Annotated in this window: 13 protein-coding genes; 6 read left to right on the top strand and 7 right to left on the bottom strand. The window is 67.9% G+C overall.

Translation table 11 applies throughout. The features are described 5' to 3' along the window. Window positions 1–65 precede the first annotated feature (65 nt). Together ACFTS5_RS32850 and ACFTS5_RS32845 are read left to right on the top strand one after the other, a co-directional pair. Window positions 66–770: a hypothetical protein gene (locus ACFTS5_RS32850; RefSeq protein ID WP_378638888.1), complete on the top strand. Its 705-nt coding sequence runs from the start codon at window positions 66–68 to the stop codon at window positions 768–770. A 260-nt stretch (window positions 771–1,030) separates the two neighbouring features. After that, entirely contained in the window at window positions 1,031–2,272 is a 1,242-nt protein-coding gene (locus ACFTS5_RS32845) for a glycosyltransferase 87 family protein (protein WP_378638886.1), read from the top strand. Between the two features lies 1 nt (window position 2,273). Here the strand turns inward: ACFTS5_RS32845 and ACFTS5_RS32840 are convergent, their stop codons facing one another. The 6 genes from ACFTS5_RS32840 to ACFTS5_RS32815 form a co-directional block, all read right to left on the bottom strand. After that, window positions 2,274–3,083 carry a hypothetical protein gene (locus ACFTS5_RS32840; protein WP_378638883.1) on the bottom strand — a complete coding sequence of 270 codons (810 nt, stop codon included), beginning with the start codon at window positions 3,081–3,083 and terminating at the stop codon, window positions 2,274–2,276. 217 nt (window positions 3,084–3,300) lie between these two features. Next, window positions 3,301–3,846: a DoxX family protein gene (locus ACFTS5_RS32835; protein ID WP_378638881.1), complete on the bottom strand. Its 546-nt coding sequence runs from the start codon at window positions 3,844–3,846 to the stop codon at window positions 3,301–3,303. A 182-nt stretch (window positions 3,847–4,028) separates the two neighbouring features. Next, window positions 4,029–4,442 carry a hypothetical protein gene (locus ACFTS5_RS32830; protein WP_378638878.1) on the bottom strand — a complete coding sequence of 138 codons (414 nt, stop codon included), beginning with the start codon at window positions 4,440–4,442 and terminating at the stop codon, window positions 4,029–4,031. A 68-nt stretch (window positions 4,443–4,510) separates the two neighbouring features. Beyond that, window positions 4,511–5,872 (bottom strand): NCS2 family permease, encoded by a 1,362-nt coding sequence (locus tag ACFTS5_RS32825; protein WP_378638875.1) that lies wholly within the window; start codon window positions 5,870–5,872, stop codon window positions 4,511–4,513. An 83-nt stretch (window positions 5,873–5,955) separates the two neighbouring features. Next, complete coding sequence (gene glgP, locus ACFTS5_RS32820) at window positions 5,956–8,526, bottom strand: alpha-glucan family phosphorylase (protein ID WP_378638872.1); 2,571 nt, start codon at window positions 8,524–8,526, stop codon at window positions 5,956–5,958. Window positions 8,527–8,562: 36 nt separating this feature from the next. After that, entirely contained in the window at window positions 8,563–8,982 is a 420-nt protein-coding gene (locus tag ACFTS5_RS32815; protein ID WP_378638870.1) for a VOC family protein, read from the bottom strand. A gap of 79 nt (window positions 8,983–9,061) precedes the next feature. Here ACFTS5_RS32815 and ACFTS5_RS32810 point away from each other — a divergent pair, with 79 nt between their 5' ends. From ACFTS5_RS32810 to glgB, 4 genes are all read left to right on the top strand, one after another. After that, window positions 9,062–9,652 carry a TetR/AcrR family transcriptional regulator gene (locus ACFTS5_RS32810; protein ID WP_378638868.1) on the top strand — a complete coding sequence of 197 codons (591 nt, stop codon included), beginning with the start codon at window positions 9,062–9,064 and terminating at the stop codon, window positions 9,650–9,652. 51 nt (window positions 9,653–9,703) lie between these two features. Then, window positions 9,704–10,348: a LysE family translocator gene (locus ACFTS5_RS32805; RefSeq protein WP_378638865.1), complete on the top strand. Its 645-nt coding sequence runs from the start codon at window positions 9,704–9,706 to the stop codon at window positions 10,346–10,348. A 64-nt stretch (window positions 10,349–10,412) separates the two neighbouring features. Then, window positions 10,413–12,413 carry a maltotransferase domain-containing protein gene (locus ACFTS5_RS32800; RefSeq protein ID WP_378638863.1) on the top strand — a complete coding sequence of 667 codons (2,001 nt, stop codon included), beginning with the start codon at window positions 10,413–10,415 and terminating at the stop codon, window positions 12,411–12,413. Beyond that, a complete protein-coding gene (gene glgB, locus ACFTS5_RS32795) occupies window positions 12,413–14,569 on the top strand; it encodes a 1,4-alpha-glucan branching protein GlgB (protein ID WP_378638860.1) in 2,157 nt (718 codons plus the stop codon). The genes ACFTS5_RS32800 and glgB overlap by 1 nt, the downstream gene beginning before the upstream one ends. On the opposite strand, the gene ACFTS5_RS32790 is transcribed toward glgB, so the two are convergent. After that, window positions 14,566–14,958, bottom strand: coding sequence for a nitroreductase/quinone reductase family protein (locus tag ACFTS5_RS32790; RefSeq protein ID WP_378638858.1), 393 nt, complete (start codon window positions 14,956–14,958; stop codon window positions 14,566–14,568). The genes glgB and ACFTS5_RS32790 overlap by 4 nt on opposite strands. Between the last annotated feature and the right edge of the window lie 83 nt (window positions 14,959–15,041).

The following is a 15,041-nucleotide window of genomic DNA, read 5'->3' as shown; positions in this document are numbered from 1 at the left end:
CAATCGAGGTGACCACACTCGTGAATCAGCGAGCGTGCGAACGCAAGTCGTGAGAACGTGTGGTGATGATGCACCACGCCGATGGCGAGGTACTCGGCGAATTTCTGGTCAGTGCAAGATCTTTGGCCGAGTACCGCGCGATGTTCCATCTCTCCGACGATGATCTGGCCGGGCGCCGTGTCCTCGATTGCCCCGGCGGCGCAGCAAGTTTCGCGGCCGAGGCAAGCGCTCTGGGTGCCGAAGTCACCGCGATCGATCCCATCTACGCCACCCCACCGACCGAACTGGCCGCCCGCGCGACCCCCGAAACCGAACGGGCCGTGGCGTGGGCACACTCCCACGCCGACCGCTACCGCTGGGACTGGTACGGCTCCACGACAGAACACGCCGCGATCCGCCGCGGCGCCGCGGCCCGCTTCGCCGACGACGTTCGCGCCGCACCTCACCGCTATCTGGCCGGCTCGCTCCCCTCCCTCCCCTGTCCCGACGACGCGTTCGACCTGGCCCTGAGCTCGCACCTGCTGTTCAGCTACGCCGACCGCCTCGACGCCGACTTCCACCTGGCCGCCCTGCTCGAACTGGCGCGCGTCGCCACCGTCGAAACCCGCGTCTACCCGCTGCTCGACTACACCGGCGCCCCACTCGACGACCTCATCGACCACCTCCGTACCGAACTCCACGACAAGGGCATCGCCACTTCCCTGCAAAAGACCGGCTATGAGTTCCACCACGGCGCCGACACCATGCTGACGTTGCGTCCGGCGGCCTGATGGGCGAGTGTGGAGCGGGCGCGGCGGGCCGCAACGTGCACGCCGAGAACGGTTCGCCGCCAGCCGTACCCGCTTTCATGTCGTTTTCCTACCGAAGTCGGTCCGCCGCCGAACGCCGTCGACCCGGCGCGGTAGGTTCTTAGTCGTGCATACGATGTGGGCCGGCCGGTAGTACGGCCGTGGCGGAGAGATCTCGAGGCGTGGCACTCCCGCGCACGACCCTGACGCTTCTGCTACTACTCGGTACCGCCGTCTTAGGCGTGACACTGCTGTTCACGACCATGGACCCGTGGATGGACAGCGGCGGGATTCTCGTCGGCGGTCTCGACGTGCACATCTACCGCGACGGCGGCTGGCGGGTCGTGCACGAACGGGCGCTCTACATCGAGCCGACGCACTATGGCCTGCTCTACACCTACACACCGTTCTCGGCCGTGGTCTTCCTGCCACTACTGCTGGTGCCGTGGGCGCACGTCACCACGACCTGGCTGGTGCTCAACCTGCTGGTGCTGTTCGGGGTTGTGCTGCAGAGCTTCCGGATGCTCGGCTACCGGGCCACCCCCGGTCTGGCCGCCGTCAGCGCCCTGCTCACCCTGGCCTGCACCTTCGCCGAACCGGTGCGCACCACGCTCTACTACGGGCAGATCAATCTGGTGCTGATGCTGGTGGTGCTGTGGGATTTCTCCCGCGCCGAGAACAGCCGGTTGCGCGGCATCGGCGTCGGTATCGCCGCGGGTATCAAGCTGACTCCGCTGTATTTCATCGCCCAGTATCTGGCGCAACGGCAGTGGCGTGCGGCCGCGACCGGCGCTCTCACCTTCCTCGCGTCGATCGGTCTGACCGCGCTGATCCTGCCGAGCGACTCGTATCAATACTGGACGTCGACGTTCTTCCATTCCGGTCGCATCGCCCCGGATGTCCACCCCGCCAACCAGTCCCTGCGCGGCGCCATCGCCCACCTCACCCACGGCCCGGCGCCGGTGTGGTTGTGGCTGTTGATCGCCGTGCCGATCGCGCTGGTCGCGCTGTGGCTGGCCGCGGTCCTTGTCCGCCGCGGCGAACCCCTGCTCTCGGTCACCCTCGGCGGCCTCACCGCCTGTGCCGTCTCCCCGTATTCGTGGGGTCACCACTGGGTGTGGTTCGTTCCGCTGCTGGTCTACCTGATCCACCGCGCCCAGACCCGCGCGCCCTGGTGGCTCGCCGCGGCCGCGCTCTACCTGTCCATCGCCGCGTGGACCTACACCTATACCCCCACCTGGGTGAGCGTGGGCACCTTCCTGCTCCCCCCGTGGTGGCCGCTGCCCCAGGTCCTGATGAACATCTACGTGATCATCTATCTGATCACCCTCGCGGGAATCGCCCTGCGCGTCCGCGCCCGCAAACTTCCCCCGGCCCCGATCGAGCCCGCCATCGATCTCGCTGTCCCCGAACAGCTTTCACCCGAAACCCGGACCGTCGCCGCCCCACACCCCGACGACGACCGCCCGGCGATGATGAACTGAACTACCCGCAGGACCAATCGAAAACGCCCGACTCCAAGTCGAGCTGGGCGTTGCCGCCGCCGAAGTTCATCCCGGAGATCTCCTCGATCTCCAGGTAGTACGGGGTCAATCCCTCGGGCAGCGCCTGGACGGGGAAGGCGGTGCCGCCGAGGTGGGAGCGGCCGAAGAGCGGCTCGGCCCACGTGGTCCAGCCGGAATCCTCGGTGAGCGGGTCCTGGTACTTGGTGTTCGGCTCGTATTCGACCGGGGGAACGCCCACGTTCGGGTCGGCGGTGCGCTCGGCGAGCCAGACGCCGACGGTGGGGTGCACGTCGTCCCAGGCATTGCAGCCCTCATCGCTCGCGGTCGGGGAACCCGGCTTGCGAACATCGGCGGGCGGGGCGACGGGGCCGCCGGCGAATTCCTTGTCGGTGAGCCAGATCAGCGCGAAAGCGCCGCCGATCTCGTCGTGCATGATCTGCAACTTCGGATGCAGGCGGGTGGCGACGAGATCGCGGGCAAGGGGATCGTCCGACGAGGCGTCGGCCTCGACCGCGTCGGTTCCGGCGAACTGCCCCTCGCCCTGGAAGAGCGCGATGGCGGGGAATCCGGGTCCGCGACGCTGGAAATCGGTGGGCAGGCGCAGGGTGAGCGCGTGCATCATCGGCAGGCCGGTGACAGGTCCGCGCGGCCATGTCGCCGGATCGATGGCCGGTCCCTCACTACCGATCCAGCCGGAGCGCACCGGCGCGTCGAGCACCAGCGGATCACCCTCGGGCGTCTCGGCCAGTTTGTCCGCCGAGTCTCCGAAACCCAGGTCGTAAGCCTTCATCGCAGCTCTCCTCTTCCATCCGCGGACAATGCGTGGCGCCGCTGTGTACAGGCGCCGCCACGAGGTTAATCGCTGCCACCGACTCCCCGCGCGTGCTCCGTGGAACCACGGACGTACGGGCGATGACGAATCGGCTCGAGGCGGCGCGAAAGAGGCGGCGCGGCAACCGAACCCCGGTCACCGCGCCGCCTCTCGACGATCAGTGTGCTGCGTCGGATCAGAGCACAGCCTTGAAGATCAACGTCACCACCGCGGCCACGACGGCGAGCGCCACGGCCCCACCGCCCCATACCACACCCTGGCGCTGCCACGGCCGCCCGGCATCGAGCGAGAAACGCCCCGGCCCGGTGAACGCCAACGCCGCGGCGGCCAGCGCGAACAGCAGCGGCGTCGTGAACCCCGGTACCGACGGATCCGCCGGGAAGAGCCCGCCGCTCCACAGCACGTTGATGGCGTTGATCATCGTTCCGAGCACGATGGCGGCGGCCAGCGGCGTGACCAGCCCGACCACCAGCAGCAGCCCACCGACCAGTTCGGCGAGCCCGGCCAGGGTGCCGAAGAATTCGCCGGGGTTGTAGCCCATGGCGGTGAAGCCGTCGGCATTGGCACGCCAGCCGGGTCCGTTGAACCAGCCGAACAGCTTCTGGGTTCCGTAGGCGGCCATCAGTCCGCCGAAGCCGACGCGCAGCACCAGCAGGCCGATGCCCGCGGCGGTGGTTTCGTCGGCGGTGGTAGGAGTGAGGCGGGTAGCGGTGTCGGTCATCGTGTCCTCATCTGCGATTCGAAACATCCCCGCAACCGGACCGTGGTCCGATTGCCTTCCTCGATCACAACCCTGGGTCCGAGGCCACTATTTCACGCCGTTCCGGGCAATTCTGTGATGCCGGTCACTATCGATCGAAAAGGGCCGCCCCATCGGGACGGCCCTGCTCGGAATTCCTCAGATCACCACGCCATGGTGGCGTAGCCGACCAGCGTCTCCTCGGACTCCTGCGACAGCTTCCACATGCCGCCGATGTTCTTCCAGGTCACCGGGATCGGGAAGGCGTAGTCGCCGAGGCGGCTGTTCAGGGTGGCCGACAGGGTGTCGCCGTCCACGGTGACCGGGCCGGAGACATCCCAGCTGTAGCCGGGGATCCGGTTGACGGTGTCGCGCACGACCGCGAGGCTGCCGCCGTTGCCCGACTCGAGCTCGGCCGACGAACCGTTCATGGCCGCCTGCAGCTTGCCGTACAGCTCGCCGACCGAGGGCGTGGCCGGAGCGGCGATCGCGGCGGGGGCGGTGGCGACAACAGCGGCGGTGACCGGCGCGAAGATGGTGGCAAACGCCATCGACGCGGCAACGAGCGAACGCTTCATGGGTGGATCTCCTCTAGTTAGGCAAGCCTAGGCTAGCCTGAGTATAGACACACCTACGGCCGGAACGTCTACTCGACCAGGAAGAAGAAGTACGCGAGGAACAGCACCATCAGCGCCCACATGGCCGGGTGCACATCCTTGATACGACCCTTGGCGACCATCACGATCGGGTAGAAGATCATGCCCATCGCCAGACCGTTCGCGATCGAGTACGTCAACGGCATCATGATGACGGTGATGAACGCGGGCACCGAGTACTCGAGGTTCTGCCAGTCGATGTCACCGAGCGAACGCGCCATCAGGATGCCGACCACGATCAGCGCGGCCGAGGTGATCTCGGCCGATCCGGCGACCACCGAGAAGATCGGATAGCAGAACATCGCGATCAGGAACCAGCCCGCGGTGGTCACCGCCGTGAGACCCGTTCGGCCACCCGCCGACACACCCGCCGTCGATTCGACATACGCGGTGGTGGTGGAGGTCCCGATGATCGCGCCCGCGGTGGTACCGACCGAGTCCGCGGCCATCGCGCTCGCCGCGCGCGGCAGGGTGCCGTCCTTGTTCAGCAGACCGGCCTGGTTGGCGACGCCGATCAGGGTGCCCGAGGCATCGAAGAAATCGACGAACAACATGGTGAGGACCACAACGATCATCTGCCCGGTGAAGGCGTCGGGCAGGTGGATGATCGCCTGCCCGAAGGTCTGATCCAGGCCCTTCGGCATCTCGGCGATGCCGTCCGGCACGCCGACCAGACCGGTGACCATACCCAGGATCGTGGTCGCCACGATGCCGTAGAGCACCGCGCCGTGCCAGCCGATCACCAGGAAGACCACGGTCACGATCAGGCCGAACAGGGCGAGCAGGGTGGTGCCCTCGGTGAAATCGCCGAGAGTCACCAGCGTCGCGTCACTGTTGACGACGATGCCCGCGTTCTTCAGACCGAGGAACGCCACGAACAAACCGATACCCGCGCCGACCGCGAACTTCATCTGCAGCGGGATCGCGTTGAGAATCCGTTCCCGGACCTTCGTGACCGCCAAGATGAAGAAGATGATGCCCGAGAGCAAGGTGCCCGAGAGCGCTACCTGCCACGGGATACCCATGCTGAGCACCACGGTGTAGGCGAAGAACGCGTTGAGTCCCATGCCCGGCGCGAGCGCGATCGGGTACTTCGCCCAGATGCCCATGACCAGCGTGCCGAAGACGGCGGCGACGGCGGTGGCCGTGAAGACCGCCTGCATCGGAATGCCCTTGTCACCGAGAGCGCCTTCGTCACCGAGGATCGACGGGTTCACCGCCAGCACATACGACATCGCCAGGAACGTGACCGTGCCCGCCATCGCCTCGCGCTTGAAGGTGGACCCACTCGACGAGATACCGAAGTATCCGTCGATGCGCCCTCGGGCACGGGTTAGGACGTCGCTGGCCATGACTCTCCTCAATGATCGACCCAGGAACGGTAGCGGAAAGTTCACTGAATCGAATAACCCGGCGCCCGTGTCACCGTGTACGGTTACGCGCCCGCGACGGCCACCAAGCCCAGTTCCGCGTCGGACGCGAGCAGCGCGTTGTGGGGAAGCACACGGACCGTGTACCCGACAGCACCCGACAGCGGGACCGGAGCCTGAATCGAATACAGCTCGCTGCCCTCGTCGGTGCCGAGGTGGCGCATCTCGATCGTGGTCGTATCGGAGAGGTCGTCGGTCGGCGAGACCCGGCCGAGTACCGCCTGCACCACCACATCCGACGGCGAGAGCCCGCCGAGGTCGATGCGCGCGTGCAGGGACAGGTCCGCGCCGATCACCGGAGTGTCGGGCAGCCCCGAGCTGTCGACCTGCGCGATTCGCACCGACGGCCACGCGGCGTCGACGCGCCTGCGGTACTCGGCGACCTCCGCGGCGCCCGCGAATGTGTCGGCGGCGGCCCGGCCGAACGCGGCGGCCGCGGGCCCGTAGTACTGCTCGGCGTAGTCGCGCACCATCCGCGAGGCCAGGACTTTCGGGCTGGTGGTCTGCAGGGTGTGGCGCACCATCTCGGTCCAGCGGACAGGGACATCGCTCGCGTCCCGGTCGTAGAAGCGCGGCGCCACCGTGCGTTCGACGAGTTCGTAGAGCGCCGAGGCCTCGAGATCGTCGCGGCGGGATTCGTCGCGGACACCGTCGGCGGTGGGGATGGCCCAGCCGTTCTCGCCGTCGAACATCTCGTCCCACCAGCCGTCGCGGATGGACAGGTTGAGGCCGCCGTTGAGCGCGGACTTCATGCCCGAGGTGCCGCACGCCTCGAGCGGGCGCAGCGGATTGTTCAGCCACACGTCGCAACCCCAGTACAGGTAGCGGGCCATCGACATGTCGTAGTCGGGCAGGAAGACGATGCGATGACGCACCTCGGGATCGTCGGCGAACCGCACCACCTGCTGGATCAGCGCCTTGCCGCCGTCGTCGGCGGGGTGGCTCTTGCCCGCCACCACCAGCTGCACCGGACGTTCGGGGTCGAGCAGCAGCGCGCGCAGACGTTCGGGGTCGCGCAGCATGAGGGTGAGCCGCTTGTAGGTGGGGACGCGGCGGGCGAAACCGATGGTGAGCACGTTCGGATCGAAGACGTCGTCGATCCAGCCGAGTTCGGCGTCGGCGGCGCCGCGCTGTCGCCAGGAATCGCGCAGCCTGCGCCGCACTTCGTCGATCAGGACGCCGCGCAACGTGTTTCGCGTCGACCACAGCTGACCGAGGTCGACGTCGCTGAGCTTCTCCCAGCCCCGCGCCTCCTCGACCAGCTCTGGCCCGACGAGTTCGCGTGCCTTGTCGATCCATTCGCGCGCGGCCCAGGTCGGGGCGTGCACGCCGTTGGTGACCGAGCCGATCGGCACCTCGGCCGCGTCGAATCCGGGCCACAGTGCCGCGAACATTTCCCGGCTGACCTCGCCGTGCAGTTTCGATACCCCGTTGGCACGCTGGGCCATGCGCAGACCCATATGCGCCATGTTGAACACCGAGGGATCGCCCTCGCGCCCGAACGCGAGGATCCGGTCCACGGAAAGCCCCGGCAGCAGCGCGGATTCGGACTCGCCGTGCGAGCCGCCGAAGTACCTGCGCACCAACGGCATCGGAAAACGGTCGATGCCCGCGGGCACCGGGGTGTGCGTGGTGAAAACGGTTCCCGCCCGCACCGCGGCCAGCGCGGTCTCGAAATCCATTCCGCCCGCGATGAATTCACGCATGCGCTCGACGCCGAGGAAACCCGCGTGGCCCTCGTTCATGTGGAAGACATCGGGATCGGGCAGACCGTTGGCGCGGGTGTAGGCGCGCACGGCGCGCACGCCGCCGATACCCGCCAGGATCTCCTGCTTGATGCGGTGGTCCTGGTCGCCGCCGTAGAGCCGGTCAGTGACGGCCCGCAGTTCGGGGTCGTTCTCGGCGATATCGGAATCGAGCAGCAGCAACGGAATCCGCCCCACCTGCGCGATCCACACCCGTGCCCGCAGTACGCGCCCCTCGGACATGCCGACGTGGATGAGCACCGGCGAACCGTCGCTGGTGAGCAGACGCAGCGGCAGGCCCTGCGGATCGAGCGCCGGATAGTGCTCCATCTGCCAGCCGTCGGCCGACAGCGATTGCCGGAAATACCCGGAGCGGTACAGCAGCCCCACGCCGATCAGCGGCAGCCCGAGATCCGAGGCGGCCTTGAGATGATCACCGGCGAGGATGCCGAGGCCGCCGGAGTAGTTCGGCAGCACCTCGGTGACACCGAACTCCATCGAGAAATAGGCGATCCCGGCGATGTCGGTGCCGGTCTGCTCCTGGAACCAGCGCGGCCGCGTCAGGTAGTCCGCCAAACCCGCGGCGGCCGCGTCGACGCGCGCGATGTAGGCCGGGTCGGCGGCGAGCTCGTCGAGCCGCTCGGCAGGGACCTCACCCAGCATCCGTACCGGGTCCTGACCGACGGTTCGCCACAACTCGGGGTCGAGCTCGGCGAACAGATCCTGCGTCGGGCCGTGCCACGACCACCGCAGGTTGGTCGACAACTCACCCAGCGCGGCGAGCCGCTCCGGCAAATGGGCACGGACAGTGAACCGACGAAGTGCCTTCACCCCGGAAGAATAAACGATCGCGCCCGCACTGGGGGTCTAGGTGAATTGGGCAGCGAACTCGGGGCTCGGCGGGACCTCGGTGATCACGTCGATCAGGACGCCGGCGGGGTCGGCGACGATGAAGTGGCGCTGGCCGAAGTCTTCGGTGCGCAGGTCGAGCTCGGCGCGCAGGCCGCCGGTTTTCACGAGTCGGTCCCACTCGGCGTCGACATCGTCGACCTCGAAGTTCAGCACCACACCCTGGACGGGTTTTCCGAAGCCCGCCGGAATCGTGGGGTGGGTGGGGTCGAGCAGAGCCAGTTCGTAGGTCGGCTCGTCGCCGGCACCCGGCCGCCGCAGGCTGACGTACCAGTCCGCCTCGAAGACGATCTCGAAGCCGAACCAGGCCGTGTAGAAGTCGCGCGATTCCGCGATCCGGGTGGTGGCGAGAACGGGGTAGTAGCTGCTGAGTTTCATGGCGTCACCTTTCACATACCGTTGGTATGTGTCGTACCGTAGTTCACATACCAGCGGTAGGTCAATGGGAGGACGGCCGATGACATCGACAGCACGGACGCGGCAACGCGAGGAGACGCGGCGCATCCTGCTGCACGAGACCAGGGCGCTGTTCGCCGCGAAAGGCTATGCCGCAGTGGGTCTGTCGGAGATCGTGACGTCCGCCGGGGTCACCAAGGGCGCGCTGTACCACCACTTCGACAGCAAGGCCGACCTGTTCCGCGCGGTCCTCACGCAGGTGCAGGAGGAGGTGGGCGCGCAGGTGGCCGCTGCCGCGGACACCGAGTCCGACCCCTGGACGCAGCTCACCACCGGCTGCGCCGCGTTCCTGCGAGCCTGCGCCGACCCCCGTGTCCAGCGCATCCTGCTGATCGACGGCCCCGCCGTCCTCGGCTGGCACGAATGGCGGGCCATGGACGAAGCCAACTCGGCCCGCCACCTCGACGAGGCCCTGCAAACCCTCGTCGACGCCGGTGTCCTTCCTCCACAACCGATCGCCCCACTGACCCAACTGCTCTCCGGCGCGATGAACGAAGCCGCGCTGTGGCTGGCCACCACCACCGACCCCGACGCGCTGACCGGCACCATCGCCGCCCTCGACCGCCTCCTCGCGGGGCTGCGCATCACCTGACCCAAAGAAATCGGTTCGCCATCCCCCGGCGCTCCGTGTCACCATGCACCGATGCCGCACTGGGTCGATGTCCTGCCCGAATTCCTGGTCGCCGCCATCATCTTGGCCGCGCTTCCCGGACCCGCGACGGCGCTGTTCCTGCAGCGATCGGTGCGTGACGGGCGGTCCGCCGGTCTGGCCGCGGTGGTGGGCAACGAGATCGGCATTCTCGGCTGGACGCTCGCGGGCGGCACCGGGTTGTCGATCCTGCTGGCGGCCAACCGCTGGCTCAACACCACCATGCACGTCGTGGGTGCCGCGGTGCTGATCTGGCTCGGCGTGCAGTCGTGGCGCCATGCCCGCGGCCACCACGACGAGTTCGGCGCCGCGCTCACCGCGAAACTGCCCGGCGGCAACACTCCCGCCGCAGCCTTCCGCGCCTCACTGATCTCGATCGCCGCCAACCCGAAGGCCGCCGTCTTCGGCATGACGATCCTGCCCCAGTTCCTCCCGGACGAAGGGCCCGTCATCCCCACCCTGCTCATCCTCGCCACCATCCAGGTCGTCGTCGACGGCGCCTGGTGCGTAGCAGTGGTGCTGGCCGCCGACCGAGCCGGCGCCTGGCTGCGCCGCGCGACAATCCGCCAACGGATGGAACGAACCCTCGCCGCCATCCTGGTCGCCCTCGGCCTCGGCCTGGCCGCGGATACCCGCTGAACACCACGTCCTCCCCCCGGCCGCCGGCGCTCCCCACCCAGCGAAAATGCAGTAAGTTAGCCGAGTGACCGGCCGGATTGCCATCGATGACATCGCCCCGTCCATTCCCGGCGGCCGCCCGGCCAAAGCCGCAGTCGGCGAGGTGTTCCCTGTCCGCGCCGTCGTCTGGCGCGAGGGTCACGACGCGGTAGCCGCCACCCTGGCGGTCCGCGCTCCCGGCTCCTCCCGGATCACCCGTGTCCGGATGACGCCCGACTACCAACCCGACGTGTTCAACGGCCTCTTCACCCCCCACCTCCCAGGCGTGTGGACCTACCGCGTCGAAGGCTGGAGCGACCCCATCGCCACCTGGCGAAGCGCGGTCGAGGCGAAGTTGTCGGTCGGCCAGTCCGCCGCCGACCTCGCCAACGACCTCGAGATCGGCGCCGTCCTGTTCGAACGCGCCGCCCAGGCTGTCCCGAAGAAGCAGTTCGAACGCCTGCGCGCCGCCGCCACCGCCCTGCGCGGTGACGAACAACTCCCGGCCCGGGTCGCGCCCGCGTTCTCCGAGGAGGTCGCCGAGATCCTGCGCGCCACCCCGCTGCGCGAGATGGTCACCCGCGGCACCCAGTTCTCGGTCCTGGTCGAACGCCGCCGCGCCCTGGTCGGCTCCTGGTACGAGTTCTTCCCGCGCTCCACCGGCGGTCGCGACGCCGACGGCGCCCCGATCCACGGCACCTTCGCCACCGCGGCCCGCGAACTCCCCCGCATCGCCGGCATGGGGTTCGATGTCGTCTACCTCCCGCCGATCCACCCGGTCGGCGAGGTGAATCGCAAGGGCCGCAACAACAGTCTCACCACCGAACCCGGCGACGTGGGCTCACCCTGGGCCATCGGCTCGGCGGACGGCGGACACGATGCGGTGCACCCGCTGCTGGGCACCGAGCGCGACTTCACCGAATTCATCTCCGAGGCAACCGCTCTCGGCCTGGACGTCGCCATCGACCTGGCCCTGCAATGTGCCCCCGACCACCCGTGGGTCGCCGCCCACCCGGAGTGGTTCACCACCCTGCCCGACGGCACCATCGCCTATGCCGAGAACCCACCGAAGAAGTACCAGGACATCTACCCGGTCAACTTCGACAACGATCCCGACGGTCTCTACGCCGAGATCCTGCGGGTGGTCCGGCACTGGATCTCCTTGGGCGTCACCATCTTCCGCGTGGACAACCCGCACACCAAGCCCGCCGATTTCTGGGAATGGCTGATCACCGAACTGCGCCGCACCGACCCCGAGGTGATCTTCCTGTCCGAAGCGTTCACCCGTCCGGCCCGCCTCTACGGCCTGGCCCGCCGCGGCTTCAGCCAGTCGTACACGTATTTCACCTGGCGCGTGCACAAGTGGGAACTCACCGAGTTCGGCTACGAGATCGCCGCCAAGGCCGACGAGGCCAGGCCCAACCTGTTCGTGAACACCCCCGACATCCTGCACGAGAGCCTCCAGTACGGCGGCCCCGGCATGTTCGCCATCCGCGCCGCCCTCGCCGCCACCCTGTCCCCCACCTGGGGCGTGTACTCCGGTTTCGAGCTGTTCGAACACGAGGCGGTCCGCGAGGGCAGCGAGGAGTACCTCGATTCGGAGAAGTACGAACTGCGTCCCCGCGATTTCGCCGGCGCCCTCGAACGCGGTGAATCGCTGGAACCGTGGCTCACCCGCCTGAACGAGATCCGCCGCAATCACCCGGCGCTGCAGCAGTTGCGCTGCATCCACTTCCATCACGTCGACAACGACGCGCTGATCGCCTACTCCAAGGTCGACCCGGCCACCGGCGACGCGGTGCTGGTCATCGTGAATCTGAACCCCTATGCCGCCGAGCAGGGCCACATTTCACTCGATCTCCCCGCCATCGGCCGCGAATGGCACGACCACCCGGTGGTCTTCGACGAGGTGAGTGGCGAGGAATACCACTGGGGCCAGCAGAATTTCGTGCGCCTCGACCCCACGCGTGCGGTCGCGCACATCCTGTCACTGCCCGCAGTCCCGGCCGCGGCCCGCGCACCGCTGGCCTACCGCGAGACACTGTGATGAAGCGCCGCGATCTCCTGCTGCTGGCCGCGGGCACCCATCCCGACCCGCACACCGTCCTCGGCGCGCACGCCCACGCCGACGGCACCGCGGTCCGTGTCCTGCGCCCCCACGCCGACACTGTGACGGTTCTCGTCGGGGAGTCCGAACATCGGCTGAAGTCGCTGGGTCACGGCATCTTCGACGCGATCCTGCCGTATCCACAGATCGACGACTACCGGATCCGCGCCGAGTACCCCGGCGGCCAGACCGTGATCTCGGCCGACGGCTACCGCTTCCTGCCTACCGTCTGCGAGCTCGACCTGCACCTCATCGGCGAAGGCAGGCACACCCGCCTCTGGGAGGTTCTCGGCGCCCATCCGCGCCACTACACCACCCTCGACGGCGACGTCGACGGCACCTCCTTCGCGGTGTGGGCCCCGAATGCCCGCGGCGTCACCGTCTTCGGTGATTTCGATCACTGGAGCGGCACCTCGGCCCCGATGCGCGCGCTGGGCAATTCCGGTGTGTGGGAGGTGTTCGTGCCCGGCGTCGGGCCGGGCACACGGTACAAGTACCGGATCCACGGCGCCGACGGCCGTGTCGTGGATCACGCCGACCCCCTTGCCTTTTCGACCGAGATACCGCCCGCCACCGCCTCGGTGGTGTCCCGCACCGACCACGTGTGGACCGACAGCGCCTGGATCGACCGACGCGCGAGAACCGACGCGGTCCGCTCCCCCATGAGCGCCTACGAAATCCACCTCGGTTCCTGGCGACCCGGCCTCGACTACCGCGAATTGGCCCACCAGCTGGCCGATTACGTCCGCGCGACCGGATTCACCCACGTGGAGCTGCTGCCGGTCGCCGAGCACCCCTTCGGCGGCTCGTGGGGATACCAGGTCACCTCGTACTACGCCCCGACCTCACGTTTCGGCAGTCCCGACGACTTCCGCTACTTCGTCGACCACCTCCACAGCGCGGGCATCGGCGTGCTGCTCGACTGGGTCCCCGCGCACTTCCCCCGCGACGAATGGGCACTCGCCCGTTTCGACGGCACCCCACTCTACGAACACCCCGACCCGCGCCGCGGCGAGCAACTCGACTGGGGCACCTACGTTTTCGACTTCGGGCGCAACGAGGTCCGCAACTTCCTGGTCGCCAACGCGGCCTTCTGGATCTCCGAATTCCACATCGACGGCCTGCGCGTCGACGCCGTCGCCTCGATGCTGTACCTGGACTACTCCCGACCCGACGGCGGCTGGGAGCCCAACATCTATGGCGGCCGGGAGAATCTGGAAGCGGTCGACTTCCTGCAGGAACTCAACGACACCGTGCACGGCGCCCATCCCGGCGTGGTCACCATCGCCGAGGAGTCGACCACCTGGCCCGGCGTCACCCGTGGCACCGACGTCGGCGGCCTCGGTTTCACCATGAAGTGGAACATGGGCTGGATGCACGACACCCTCGGCTACCTGGGTCGCGACCCGATCCACCGCTCCTGGCACCACAACGAGATGACGTTCTCGCTGGTCTACGCGTGGAGTGAGAACTACGTCCTGCCGATCAGCCACGACGAGGTCGTGCACGGCAAAGGCACCCTGTGGACCCGCATGCCCGGCGACGACTTCGCCAAGGCGAGCGGCGTGCGCGCCCTGCTCGCCTACATGTGGGCCCACCCCGGCAAGCAACTGCTGTTCATGGGCCAGGAATTCGGCCAGTTCCGCGAATGGGACAACGACCGCGGCCTGGACTGGCAGGAACTGGAAAACCCACTCCACCAGGGCATTTCGACGATGGTCGCCGACCTCAATCGCACCTACACCGCCCACCCCGCACTGTGGACCCAGGACGCCACCCCCGGCGGCCACTCCTGGATCGAAGCCGACGACAGCACCGCCAACGTCTTCGCCTTCCTCCGCTGGGGCACCGACGGCAGCGCGGTGGCGGCCGTCTTCAACTTCTCTGGTTCGATCCGCGAGAACTACCGCATCGGCCTGCCCCACCCCGGCGCCTGGCACGAAATCCTCAACACCGACGCCCACGAATACGCGGGCTCCGGCATCGGCAACCTCGGCATCGTCACCGCCGTCGACACCCCCAGCCACGGTCACCCCGCCTCGGCCACCGTCACCATGGCGCCCCACAGCGCCCTCTGGCTGTCCTGGACGGTCTAACGATCCAGGTCGACCCGAATCGTCAGCAGGTCGGTACCGAACGCCCGCACCGCGGTGCTGTTGTAGCGCGGCAGCTGCCGCAGTCTGGCTCGCGCGTCGTCCTCGGGCAGCAGCACGGCGGTTCCCGCGTACCACCGTCCGCCCAGGCGCACCCTGACCTTGTTGTCGGCTTTGATGTTGCGCACATACTGCGAGCGATCCCCGAACTCGGAGACCAGCCAGAACTCGTCGCCGACGCGGCGACCACCGATCGGCGTGACCCGCGGCTGCCCACTCACCCGCCCGACCGTCTCGAGCAACTGCTGGCCGGGCAGTCTGCCCAGTATCGGATTCAGTCGCCGCTGCAACGCGGTGACAATCCGATGCTGAATATCGTTCTTGGACGCCATATTTCGACCGTAGCACCGCTCATATCGCTTCGAAGCCGCCCCGGCGGTGTTCGGCCGGGGCGGCTTGTGTCTCTTATACACAA

The sequence above is a fragment of the Nocardia sp. NPDC056952 genome, from assembly GCF_042674185.1.
GTDB lineage: Bacteria > Actinomycetota > Actinomycetes > Mycobacteriales > Mycobacteriaceae > Nocardia.
Note: the sequence above shows the minus strand (reverse complement) of the source record. Positions and strands in the feature narration are given on the sequence as shown.

What these genes read in the sequence shown, in the direction of transcription:
- ACFTS5_RS32850 (WP_378638888.1), top strand. Translation starts at nt 66, where the DNA reads ATGATGCACCACGCCGATGGCGAGGTACTCGGCGAATTTCTGGTCAGT.
- ACFTS5_RS32840 (WP_378638883.1), bottom strand. Translation starts at nt 3,083, where the DNA reads ATGAAGGCTTACGACCTGGGTTTCGGAGACTCGGCGGACAAACTGGCC.
- ACFTS5_RS32835 (WP_378638881.1), bottom strand. Translation starts at nt 3,846, where the DNA reads ATGACCGACACCGCTACCCGCCTCACTCCTACCACCGCCGACGAAACC.
- ACFTS5_RS32830 (WP_378638878.1), bottom strand. Translation starts at nt 4,442, where the DNA reads ATGAAGCGTTCGCTCGTTGCCGCGTCGATGGCGTTTGCCACCATCTTC.
- ACFTS5_RS32825 (WP_378638875.1), bottom strand. Translation starts at nt 5,872, where the DNA reads ATGGCCAGCGACGTCCTAACCCGTGCCCGAGGGCGCATCGACGGATAC.
- ACFTS5_RS32815 (WP_378638870.1), bottom strand. Translation starts at nt 8,982, where the DNA reads ATGAAACTCAGCAGCTACTACCCCGTTCTCGCCACCACCCGGATCGCG.
- ACFTS5_RS32810 (WP_378638868.1), top strand. Translation starts at nt 9,062, where the DNA reads ATGACATCGACAGCACGGACGCGGCAACGCGAGGAGACGCGGCGCATC.
- ACFTS5_RS32805 (WP_378638865.1), top strand. Translation starts at nt 9,704, where the DNA reads ATGCCGCACTGGGTCGATGTCCTGCCCGAATTCCTGGTCGCCGCCATC.
- glgB (WP_378638860.1), top strand. Translation starts at nt 12,413, where the DNA reads ATGAAGCGCCGCGATCTCCTGCTGCTGGCCGCGGGCACCCATCCCGAC.
- ACFTS5_RS32790 (WP_378638858.1), bottom strand. Translation starts at nt 14,958, where the DNA reads ATGGCGTCCAAGAACGATATTCAGCATCGGATTGTCACCGCGTTGCAG.